The organism is Rhodoferax sp. (assembly GCF_037143375.1).
Lineage (GTDB): Bacteria > Pseudomonadota > Gammaproteobacteria > Burkholderiales > Burkholderiaceae_C > Rhodoferax.
Map to the genome: position 1 here is coordinate 61,595 of NZ_JBAWYV010000004.1, position 10,915 is coordinate 72,509.

The window sequence follows — 10,915 nt, forward strand, 5'->3', positions numbered from 1 at the left end:
CTATCATCCCGCCATGGACACACGATTACTTGAACTTCTGGTTTGCCCGGTCACCAAAGGACCGCTTGAATTCAACCGCGAAAAACAGGAACTGAGCTCGCGTAGCGCTCGACTGGCTTACCCGGTGCGCGATGGCATTCCAATTTTGCTTGAGAGCGAGGCGCGCACGCTGACCGATGAGGAACTCGGACTTTGAGCTTCACCGTTCTCATTCCGGCCCGATTGGGGTCGACCCGGTTACCGAACAAACCCCTGGCGGACATCGGGGGGGCGCCGATGGTGGTGCGCGTCGCTCAGCGCGTTTTATCCCTCAGAACCTTAACTGGCAAAGTGCGAGTTGTTGTTGCAGCCGATAGCACCGAGATCGTGACTGCTTGCCAGGCCCATGGGATTGAATGTCTACTGACTCGCAACGATCACCCCTCCGGCAGTGATCGACTCGCAGAGGCTTGCCATATTTTGGGGCTTACTGACGATGAAATTGTGGTGAATGTACAAGGTGATGAACCCCTGATGGACCCAGCCTTAGTGAGCCAAGTGGCAAAGTTACTCATCGATCAGCCTCAAGCCAGCATGAGCACGGCAGCCCATGCGATTGACGCCATGGCTGACTTTGCCAACCCTAATGTTGTCAAAGTTGTGCTTGACGCTAAGGGACTGGCACTTTACTTCAGCCGAGCACCCATCCCGCACGCAAGAGATAAGCCCGATTCGCTACCCCAGCCAGCGCCATTGCGTCACATTGGCATCTACGGTTACCGAGTTGGATTTTTACGCCAATTTCCAACACTGTCACAAGCCCCGTTCGAAATCTCAGAATCCCTGGAACAATTACGAGCTCTTTGGCATGGCCACCGAATTGCAGTTCACATCTGTCAGCACGCACCCGGCCCGGGCGTGGACACACTTGAAGACCTGGAACGGGTCCGCCGGCTCTTTGTAGCGTAAGTGTCCGAACGTAAGCCAGTCAGAAGCTGTGCCGTGCTATTCTTGAATGAAATTAAGCATTTCGATTGGCCTGAAAAAAGCCTAGGCATTGCTACCGATTTTCATTAAATCCAAGGACGACATCCATGAGACTCATTCTGTTAGGCGCACCAGGCGCTGGCAAAGGCACACAAGCCACTTTCATCTGCCAAAAATATGGCATTCCTCAAATTTCAACAGGTGACATGTTGCGCGCTGCCGTTAAGGCAGGTTCCCCCCTGGGAATTGAAGCCAAAAAAGTCATGGATGCAGGCGGCTTGGTCAGCGACGACCTGATCATCAATCTGGTGAAAGAACGCATCACTCAGTCCGACTGCGCAGAGGGCTTTCTTTTTGATGGTTTTCCCCGCACGATCCCGCAAGCTGACGCCATGAAAGCTGCTGGCGTCAAACTCGATTACGTGTTGGAAATTGATGTGCCGTTTGACGCCATCGTTGAACGTATGAGCGGTCGCCGTTCACACGCAGCCTCAGGGCGCACCTACCATGTCAAGTTCAACCCACCGAAAGTGGCCGGCGTAGACGATGTCACGGGTGAAGCACTGATTCAACGTGCCGACGACCAGGAAGAAACTGTTATCAAGCGCTTGGACGTCTACAGCGCTCAAACTCGCCCCTTGGTGGATTACTACTCCAATTGGGCCAAAAACGATCAAGTCTCGGCACCCAAGTACCGTGCCATCAGCGGCACTGGTAGCGTAGATGAGATCAAGGCCAGAGCATTTGAGGCTCTTGCTGGTTAAGTCATTCGACCGGATTCCCGAGGTTTAAAAATCATCGCTGCCCTACTGAATTAGATTTAGTTCAGTAGCGCCAGCATCAAAGCTACCCTTGCCTTTACTGGCGAAAGCCCTTGAGAATCAGGAAACGGGCCGCTCGATTTTGGCAAAATTCGTCCAAGGCAACAACGTGTTGCCAAGACAACTTTTATGCCAGCATTTTGGGCGCTGATCAGCGATGCTTCCAAATCGCTATGCACGGTCCCATTGCCTGTGGTGGCAACGACCAATCCAAGCACCGGCGCAATATCCCTCCCGAAGGAGTGATCCTTGGAAACGATTGCATCAACAAGTGCACCACTTACCCCAGCGTAGTTCATCACAATCTCAACCCTTGGCAATGCATCGACCTTAGCTATTTTATTTATAGTGTCTTCTGAAGATTCTACGGGGGCTAGAGGCCAATTTTTTACCAAACGAACGACTCCTTCCTCGACAAAGCCCAAAGGTCCTGCATCACCTGAACTAAACGCATCCAATCGATAAGGATGTACCTTTTGTACATCAACCGCCCCATGAAGTGTGCCGGCACATACCACCACGACCCCAAATGCTCCTGGCGTGAGGGCCACCACGACAGCATCAATGATATTTTGGGGTCCGTCTGGTGCCATGCTTGATGCAGGACGCATCGCGCAGGTCAATACAACAGGCTTAAGCGCGAGTTGCTGCGCGGGCAATACGGCATGCAAAAAGAAGGCAGTTTCTTCAAGAGTATCTGTTCCATGAGTAATAACAATGCCCTGTACATCGGGTTGGCTCAAGAAAAAATTCACCCGCTCTGCCAGTTTTTTCCAAACCAGAAAACTCATGTCTTTACTATCTAGTTGCGCAACTTGCTCAGATATCAGTAGGAAATTAGCGGTTATGAACGCCAACCCAGGGACTTTCTCAAGAAGTTGAGCTACACCCACCTGAGCGGCCTTGTACCCAATGTTGTCTGAATTAGATTCAGCAAGACCGGCCATCGTGCCACCAGTGCCCAACACAATAATTTTTTTATTAATTTCGCTAGAAGTCACTTGCTAACTTTCAAAAACTGGTTAAAAATACAGTTACTGTATATTAAAACAGTGTGTATAGACTAACAGCAAAGATTATCCTACTCAATAAGGAGTTGCCATGCTTGAAAGACCCAAACTCACAGCCCGTCAGCAGCAGATTCTGGACCTCATCAAGAGTGCGATATCTCGCACCGGGGCTCCACCTACAAGAGCCGAGATTGCTGCGGAACTAGGATTCAAATCTGCCAATGCGGCCGAAGAGCACTTACAGGCACTGGCTCGGAAGGGTGTCATTGAACTGATAAGTGGAACTTCACGCGGAATACGTATTAAAAGCGATGATCTCCGCTCGATCAATGAGTCACGTAGCAAACAATATTCACTTTCGACATCAGGTACATCCCAATTTTCTCTTCCACTGATTGGTCGTGTAGCAGCGGGCTCACCGATTCTCGCCCAAGAACATATCGAGCAAACCTATTTCCTAGAAAACAGTCTATTTCAGCATAAGCCTGACTATTTACTTAAGGTACGCGGCATGTCAATGCGTGATGTGGGCATCATGGATGGTGACCTTCTTGCGGTGCAATCTACCAAAGATGCAAAAAATGGGCAAATAGTAGTCGCTCGTTTGGGCGATGAGGTGACCGTCAAACGTTTTCGCCGAAATAACAACGTAATTGAGCTTCACCCAGAAAACCCTGATTACCAAACAATCATTGTTGAACCTGGTGATTCCTTTGAAATTGAAGGTCTCGCCGTTGGATTAATCCGCAACACTATGCTGATGTAAGCGTCAAAAGAAAGGTACCCAATGAGCATCGCACTTTTTGTTATTCCTGAATTATTGGCGCCCATTCAAGGTCTTTGGCGCTGGTTGATGCCTTCTACGTCCACAGGGAACTCTTTACCATCGGCTAGACAAGAAATCAATCATGAGTTTGCTATTCAAACCAGATCAGCTAACACCCAAAGGCACGAGCATCAAACTTTAACTGGAGCATCTTTCAATAGACCTTTGAGAGTCGTTCGAATACTTGAAGCCGATCACATTCCCTCTAATGTTGGAAGAATGAAAATCTCTGGCCGCATGGCTGACGTATGTGCTGAACTTGATCGCCTTGCTGCAAGGGAAACAGCGCTGCATTAAAAAAATTTGTTGAAACAACTGATTACAGCAGGAAGTTTGCGTATTTTCTGATTCAGAATAAATGCCAAGGCACAATGTCACACTATGAATATAGTGATTTTGGATGATTACCAGGATGCCGTTCGAAAACTTGATTGTGCCGTCCGACTTGAGCCCTACCAAGCCAAGGTCTATACCAATACAGTCAAAGGTTTGGGGCAGTTATCAGTCCGACTGAAAGATGCAGACGTCATTGTTTTGAACCGCGAACGTACGCATATACCGCGTCAGCTCATCGAGAAGCTTCCTAAGCTCAAGCTTATAGTGCAAACTGGACGTGTTGGTCCACATATAGATGTGATGGCCTGTACTGAACGTGGTATTGCCGTGGCCGAGGGATCCGGCTCACCCGATGCACCGGCAGAATTGACATGGGCTCTGATCATGGCTGCCACACGTCGCCTTCCTCAGTATATTGGGAACCTAAAGCATGCGGCGTGGCAACAGTCTGGCTTGAAGTCAAGCTCAATGCCTCCCAACTTTGGTTTGGGAACCATTCTTAAAGGTAAAACCATCGGCATTTGGGGATATGGAAAGATCGGCCAGCTGGTGGCGAGTTACGGTAAAGCTTTTGGCATGAATGTGCTCGTTTGGGGTAGGGCACCATCAAGGGAAAGAGCTATTCTGGATGGCTTTCAAGCAGCACTTAGCAAAGATGATTTTTTCAGTCAATGCGATGTCCTGTCACTACACCTACGTCTCGAGGATGAAACCCGCGGCGTTGTCAAACTTGACGACTTGACCAGAATGAAGCCAACGGCCCTTTTGGTCAATACTTCGCGTGCCGAATTGATTGAACCTGATGCATTGATCTGCGCACTTAACCGCGGCAGACCCGGATTGGCGGCCTTGGATGTATTCGAGACCGAACCCATACTGCAAGGTCATGCATTGCTTAGATTGGAAAACTGTATCTGCACACCTCATATTGGATATGTAGAGCAAGACAGTTATGAGATGTACTTTGGCGCAGCATTTGACAACATCATCAATTTCATCAAAGGCACTCCAACCAATATCGTCAACCCCGGCGCTTTACAAGTTCGCAGATAAGGTTACTGATATTTAAAGGTTTGTAACTGTCAGTGGCTTTTTAAACCAAAAAATCACCAAGGTGCTTTGGAAAAACCAGACCAGAGTTCATTGAGATCAGTGAAATTCCATTTAGTGGGGTCTTCGCGACCAGCAATTTTTTCTGTATTGTCTGGGCGTGATAAATCAATTACCTGCGGCGTGATTCGCATATCAGATTTTGTCGAGAAAAAGACTTTCACACTTGGCGTTGTTAACGACTTGCCCGTCTGCTCCATCACAACTCCAATACGCCCGGAAGTTAGACGAACAAGTGAACCTACAGGGTAAATCCCCATGCTCTTGACGAAAGCTTGAAAAACTCTTGGATCGAAGTGTCCATTTGTCCACTCTGCCATTTTGCGTAATGACTCAGCGGGGTCCCAGCCCGACTTGTAGGGTCTGTTTGATGTGATTGCGTCATAAACATCACAGACCGCACCCATCTTGGCATACAGACTTATTGATTCATCCTTCATGCCTTTCGGATAGCCAGAACCATCTGTTTTTTCATGGTGATGAAGACAAACATCCAGCACCATGGGATCCACATTGGTGCTACCCAGCAACATTTTGTACCCTTCATCTGGATGACTCTTGATGATAGAAAACTCTGCATCGGTGAGTTTTCCAGGTTTATTCAATACATCCATTGGCATAAGCGCCTTACCCAAATCATGCATAAGCCCTGCTAAACCAGCTGATCGTGTTTGTGTCTCATCAAACCCTAATTGTTTGGCTAATGCGACCATCATGGCGCAAACAGCTACAGAGTGCATGTAGGTGTAGTCATCCACTTTTTTTAGCCGCGCTAGACTAATCAAGGCACCTGGATTGCGAGCAACTGAATCTGATATCTCTTCAACCAATTGTCGAGCTCCGCCCACGTCGACTGTGTTGCCCATCCGAGCTTCCTCAAACATGGAGACTACAGCTTGCTTAGCTTGTAGACATATTTTGGTGGCACGTTCAATTTCAACTGCAGCAGTGACAGGCGCAACATGTCTATTACCTTCTGATGCCACTTTTAAGTCCGACTCAACTTTAGCCTCGGATTCAGCCTCAGAAACAGCTAATTCACCAACTGCAACATCCAGGCCTTGAGCGCAATCAATCCAGACCTCTTTGATACTACTGGCTAGCACTGCATCAATGTCTTTTGGATCAGTCAAGATGAATGAAGTGCGCCAAAATGGATGCTCCATCCAAGAACCACAAAATTCCTTGAGATGCATCCCAAGCACGAGCTGATTGACACTTATTTTTTTAAGCATTTATCTGTGAGTATCAATTCAGTTTGCAAAACAGCTTATTTAGAAAAAAGTGAGTGTCACCCGAGTTAGTGCAAATGCTTGGGTTTACGCCCTCCACCGTGTCCCACTCCACCATGACCACCCCCTGAGCCACGGGGAGGCTTTCCAAGTTGCAGCGAACTTACTAAATCATCAAATCTTTGACTGAATAACTTATCAATTTCAGCAACAACCCCACCAAGTTCAGCACCATCGAAATGCCGCTCCATCATGTTGATGACATCTTGTACTAATAAGTCACGTTGTACTTGCATGATGGCAGCCGGATCCGGGCCAACAAAAAGCATTACAAAATCATCACGCGATTCTGCTTCAGATTCTTCGTCTTCATCGTCAAACTCAGCATCATAAAAGGTTACCTCAATGGCAGCACCGGCTTGGGCAAGGTCATTGAGATTCATACACATTTCATCTAGTACTTGCCGAAAATCATCGTCACCAGATACGGTCCAACACATCTGCAACAAGTGTTCTTTCTCATCAAATTTAATACCGGGTTCATCTTCGTAAGAACTGACAGCGGCATCAGCTAATGAGCGAGCGCCAGCATACTTCCACAAAGGTTTGAGGGCTTCTTGTAACTGCTCAAAAACGACATCAGATCGCAAAGACAACTGACCATGAACATGAATCTCAAAAGGAGCGTTATAGCGTGTCATGAAATTTATATGTAAATGAGGTCAAGAGAAAACATCAATTTTAAAAAGGACCACGACAGTATTAAACCTCACATGAAAATTTTTTGAGTGCCCTAAACATGTCAATTCTGACATGTCATATTCATTGTGACACCGGTTTGAGACATCATACGAAAATGATGAGTATCACCAGATACGAAAGTACGATCTGGAACTGAAATCAAAGGACCTCAATGAGATGACATTTCGAGAATAAAAACAAAAGGGTTAGCAAGTATTAACCTGCTAACCCTTGAATTATTTGGTCGGTGTGAAAGGATTCGAACCTTCGACCCCTTGCACCCCATCTTAGTATTCACAAACACCATTGGACAACCGAAGACAACGTTATACGAACTATTTTCAATAAAATCAACATGTTATGAAACCGCATTGTACAAGGTCGTCCATTAAGATACACTGACTTCCACAAAGTGGTTTACCCCTTGGTTTACCCTTCAAACCAACCATCGGGGAAATCATGAAAAGAACGATCGGCCAATTGCCTACAGCCAAGAACAAACTGAGCAGCAATCAGAATGATACGGGCGTAGCCGGCGCAGATGGTTCACGTGCGGAAAAAGTGGATTCGAAGTCAGTTCCGAAATGGGATCCGAAGCGATTGGCAGCCATCCCCGCTGAATGGGTTGGAGATCACATCAATGACGGAGAGGGGCTCTACGGCTACATACAAGTCAGCTTAAAAGGTGCCGTATCCGTCAAGTACCGCTATGCCTTCAAATGGAAAACACAGAATAAGTGGTATGGGTGCGGCTCTTGGCCCAAGAATGATTTGGCAACCATCCGGTCAAGACGCAGGGAGGCTGCAAATTTGCTGGACGGGGGTATCAACCCAATTGACCACAAAAAAGCTCAAAAAATCACCAATCAGGCGAAGGTCGACGAAATCAATGCGCAAGCGGTCATCGCAAGCAATGAAAACAAGACATTTCTTGACATGTACTCCGATTGGATAGATCACGGAGTAACGAGGAAGAACAGCAACGCCGAAATTGCGAGGTCTTTTGAAAAAGATGTCCTACCAAAATTGCGAGATATCCCGGTGAAAGCTCTAACGGAAAAGAACATGCGGGAAGTTCTGTCCGTAATGGCTGCACGCGACGTTGGCCGATCCACCGTGTTGAGGTACAAAGACCTAGTACAACTCTTCAATTGGGCTCAACGGCGCCCGCCATACCGAAAATTGCTGGCCGAAGGAAATCCGATGGATTTGATCGAAATCAAAAATATTCTGCCAGAAGATTTTGACCCGAATGCAGCGCGCGAGAGGATACTTTCTTCCAACGATATTCGGGAACTAAGGAGTGTCTTTACAACAATGGCCTCAACCTATGAGGCCACCCCAGCCGGTAAAAAATATGGGGTTTCGCGCCCGTTGAAGAAGGAAAACCAGATCGCTTTGTGGATTTGCCTGTCAACAATGTGCCGGATTGGCGAACTGCTGATGACCCAATGGAAGGATGTAGACCTGAAAGATGGAATCTGGTTCGTCCCAAAGGAAAACGTCAAGGGAAGCAGGGGGAAAAAAAAGAGCCAGACGGTTGCGCTTTCCTCCTTTGCATTGGCTCAGTTTAAGGAGCTGCATACCCTCACGGGATCAACTCCTTTTTGCTTCCCCAACGCAAAGAGGGAAAACCACGTAGACCTGAAGTCGATCTCAAAAATCGTTGGCGATTGTCAAGTCATGTTCAAGAAACAGAAAAAACCAATTAAGGGAAGGCGAAACGACAATAGCTTGGTGCTAAATGGCGGAGTGGAAGGCAATTGGACTCCACACGATCTGCGCCGCACGGGTTCCACGATGTTGCAATCCTTGGGCGAAGACACCGACATGATTGACCGCTGTCAAAACCACGTAATTGACGAACCCAAGATACGCAAGCACTACATGCATTACAAATATTTCAATCAAAAGAAGCAGATTTGGGCGCAACTTGGCTTTGCGATTGAAAACATTTTTGCTGGTGGTCCGGACTGGGAAGCAGCTTACCAATAGACAGTATTTTGAGCGTCTTGTTTGGAGGGCTCTCTCAGTCCCTTTTACGGCATGACCATCGTTATTACGCTGGTCACAGTGCCGCTGATACCTAGGCCGCACAGATTTAAATCCTACAACTTGACAGTCCGTCACCGGTAGCTCTGCTAACAACTTAGTAAATCCAGTATTGCCCCGATGAGTAATGCCTAGGACCACCTTCATCCCAGGAATGATTCGAGTTTGAAAATCCCGCTATTTCGATGAAATCTTTATCAGCCACTCCCCAGCCATTTCGACGCAAGGCATCCCTCGCCTCTCGTCGCAGTTGGTAATCCAGCTTGTCAAACACTCTGCCATGGTCATCCATGAACCAAATGCGCACTCCGCCCGCGGGCAAATTGTCAATGGCAGCCCAGGATTGATTCAGCATTCCAAATACCTTTACCCAAAGGGTTGGACTATGTACCGTGATGCTTTGCCCTTGGCTAAGGGCATCCTCCTCCAGATCCCTCGACTGGATAAGTGGCTGCTTCAGAGCGTCATTCGGCACGCGGGACTGAACCTCTGCGGAAACACCGTACTTAAATTCAGCGCCAGCCCTCGCAAGAAGTTCAAACACTCGGCCATCGTCAGAGGCTTCAGTTCTACCAGACAGCTGTGCAATCCATGCATCTGGGAGTGCAGCGAGTCCATGTAACGCTCCAACAGCAGCACCCACAATTGCCGCGATAGTGTCGTTATCCTTTGTGTCGTTCACTGCAGACAATATCGCCGCCCTGGGGTCGCTACCATGGCGCGCAAGGATATAGAGCGCTGAAGGCACTGTTTCTAGCAAATACGCGCCGGAATGCCATTCAGAACAGGCTTCCAGTACGGGACGTTTCTGTTCAATTGCGGGTAATACATACTGCTTTAGCAACTGCGACAGTGTTCCAGAAAAACCTATCGGATGACCTGCGCGCGGTTGGTAGTCCTGGTCCGACTCAATGCATTCGCACGTTTCAATAAACGTCGTAATCCACCAAGCTGGCTCAGGTGCCGTAGACATTCCCAAGAGCTTCCACAACAAATCCACAAAGGCGACGCAGGACACATTGGAAAGTGCATCATCGTGAGTTAGATGCGCGGCAAGCAGCGTATCACTCCACAAATTGCAACTTGGTTCTTTCAAATACGGTATCAGCACTGGCGCAATGCGCATTAAGGCGCCATTGCCTGCAGACGGGGCTCCCGAATGTCTCCATGACGTGCCTGCCTTGAACTTACTCAAAAATTTCCTTACAGATTTACCAATACCAAATATTCTTCTCCGGGAAAACGCCAATCCAAGATATTGCGGCTCAAGGCACCCATTCGCTATCAACTGCTCCAGCGTCCAGAATGCCATCTGAGTGTCATCAGACGGCAAACCAATGCATTGCCCATTCGCGTGGCGGTTTGGCAGGTAATTCTCAATATATCCGTACCGATTCCTGCGCTCATCGGGCATAAGGGATTCTGACGAATTGCCCAATGAATCTCCCACTGCCAAGCCAAGCAGCATCCCCTCGACCTTATCGGTTAAATTGACCTGATCCGACAATGGCACAGGTGACGCGGCGAGCCAATCAGTCCAGCGAACCTTCAACACTCCAGATTGAGCAAGCGCGCGGGCTTCGAAATACTTATCTTGATAGGTTCTATACGTCACAAAAATCATCCTCTCCGTGCTTAGTCGATAACTAGCGAAACTGCCATATATTTAATGACCGCGATTGCGTTATCTCGCAACCTTTCCAGTAATTTGCAACAGCGGTGCAAGTTCAATGGATTTCATACGAGGTGGCATCGATCTTTTTTCAAGAGCTTCCACGGCGCGCTGTAGAGCCTCGTATCTCTGTCGCTTGTTCCCACCGT

General features: G+C 48.0%; 11 protein-coding genes. 7 read left to right on the forward strand and 4 right to left on the reverse strand.

From position 1 onward, the window contains the following. Positions 1–13 precede the first annotated feature (13 nt). From WCG50_RS01415 to adk, 3 genes are all read left to right on the forward strand, one after another. Positions 14–196, forward strand: coding sequence for a Trm112 family protein (locus WCG50_RS01415; RefSeq protein ID WP_336897769.1), 183 nt, complete (start codon positions 14–16; stop codon positions 194–196). Continuing rightward, positions 193–948, forward strand: coding sequence for a 3-deoxy-manno-octulosonate cytidylyltransferase (gene kdsB / locus WCG50_RS01420; RefSeq protein WP_336897770.1), 756 nt, complete (start codon positions 193–195; stop codon positions 946–948). Before WCG50_RS01415 ends, kdsB begins: the two co-directional genes overlap by 4 nt. A 125-nt stretch (positions 949–1,073) precedes the next feature. Next, positions 1,074–1,730 carry an adenylate kinase gene (adk, locus tag WCG50_RS01425; RefSeq protein ID WP_336897771.1) on the forward strand — a complete coding sequence of 219 codons (657 nt, stop codon included), beginning with the start codon at positions 1,074–1,076 and terminating at the stop codon, positions 1,728–1,730. A 56-nt stretch (positions 1,731–1,786) separates the two neighbouring features. Here adk and WCG50_RS01430 read toward each other — a convergent pair whose 3' ends face one another. Continuing rightward, positions 1,787–2,788 (reverse strand): asparaginase, encoded by a 1,002-nt coding sequence (locus WCG50_RS01430; RefSeq protein WP_336897772.1) that lies wholly within the window; start codon positions 2,786–2,788, stop codon positions 1,787–1,789. Positions 2,789–2,888: 100 nt separating this feature from the next. Here WCG50_RS01430 and lexA point away from each other — a divergent pair, with 100 nt between their 5' ends. From lexA to WCG50_RS01445, 3 genes are all read left to right on the forward strand, one after another. Next, positions 2,889–3,563 (forward strand): transcriptional repressor LexA, encoded by a 675-nt coding sequence (gene lexA, locus WCG50_RS01435; protein WP_336897773.1) that lies wholly within the window; start codon positions 2,889–2,891, stop codon positions 3,561–3,563. A 21-nt stretch (positions 3,564–3,584) separates the two neighbouring features. Further along, positions 3,585–3,920: a hypothetical protein gene (locus WCG50_RS01440; RefSeq protein ID WP_336897774.1), complete on the forward strand. Its 336-nt coding sequence runs from the start codon at positions 3,585–3,587 to the stop codon at positions 3,918–3,920. Positions 3,921–4,004: 84 nt separating this feature from the next. Further along, positions 4,005–5,012 carry a D-2-hydroxyacid dehydrogenase family protein gene (locus WCG50_RS01445; RefSeq protein WP_336897775.1) on the forward strand — a complete coding sequence of 336 codons (1,008 nt, stop codon included), beginning with the start codon at positions 4,005–4,007 and terminating at the stop codon, positions 5,010–5,012. 53 nt (positions 5,013–5,065) lie between these two features. Here the strand turns inward: WCG50_RS01445 and WCG50_RS01450 are convergent, their stop codons facing one another. Next, positions 5,066–6,304 (reverse strand): HD-GYP domain-containing protein, encoded by a 1,239-nt coding sequence (locus WCG50_RS01450; protein ID WP_336897776.1) that lies wholly within the window; start codon positions 6,302–6,304, stop codon positions 5,066–5,068. A gap of 65 nt (positions 6,305–6,369) precedes the next feature. Further along, on the reverse strand, positions 6,370–7,002 hold the full coding sequence (locus tag WCG50_RS01455; RefSeq protein WP_336897777.1) for a DUF6806 family protein: 633 nt from the start codon (positions 7,000–7,002) through the stop codon (positions 6,370–6,372). A 499-nt stretch (positions 7,003–7,501) separates the two neighbouring features. Here WCG50_RS01455 and WCG50_RS01460 point away from each other — a divergent pair, with 499 nt between their 5' ends. After that, positions 7,502–9,037, forward strand: a complete 1,536-nt coding sequence (locus WCG50_RS01460) for a tyrosine-type recombinase/integrase (protein ID WP_336897778.1) — start codon at positions 7,502–7,504, stop codon at positions 9,035–9,037. A gap of 154 nt (positions 9,038–9,191) precedes the next feature. Here WCG50_RS01460 and WCG50_RS01465 read toward each other — a convergent pair whose 3' ends face one another. Then, a complete protein-coding gene (locus WCG50_RS01465; protein WP_336897779.1) occupies positions 9,192–10,709 on the reverse strand; it encodes an ADP-ribosylglycohydrolase family protein in 1,518 nt (505 codons plus the stop codon). Positions 10,710–10,915: the final 206 nt, after the last annotated feature.

Excerpts from the sequence above, each read along its gene's own strand:
- WCG50_RS01455 (WP_336897777.1), bottom strand. The coding sequence starts at position 7,002 with ATGACACGCTATAACGCTCCTTTTGAGATTCATGTTCATGGTCAGTTG.
- adk (WP_336897771.1), top strand. The coding sequence starts at position 1,074 with ATGAGACTCATTCTGTTAGGCGCACCAGGCGCTGGCAAAGGCACACAA.
- WCG50_RS01440 (WP_336897774.1), top strand. The coding sequence starts at position 3,585 with ATGAGCATCGCACTTTTTGTTATTCCTGAATTATTGGCGCCCATTCAA.
- WCG50_RS01460 (WP_336897778.1), top strand. The coding sequence starts at position 7,502 with ATGAAAAGAACGATCGGCCAATTGCCTACAGCCAAGAACAAACTGAGC.
- WCG50_RS01450 (WP_336897776.1), bottom strand. The coding sequence starts at position 6,304 with ATGCTTAAAAAAATAAGTGTCAATCAGCTCGTGCTTGGGATGCATCTC.
- lexA (WP_336897773.1), top strand. The coding sequence starts at position 2,889 with ATGCTTGAAAGACCCAAACTCACAGCCCGTCAGCAGCAGATTCTGGAC.
- WCG50_RS01445 (WP_336897775.1), top strand. The coding sequence starts at position 4,005 with ATGAATATAGTGATTTTGGATGATTACCAGGATGCCGTTCGAAAACTT.
- WCG50_RS01415 (WP_336897769.1), top strand. The coding sequence starts at position 14 with ATGGACACACGATTACTTGAACTTCTGGTTTGCCCGGTCACCAAAGGA.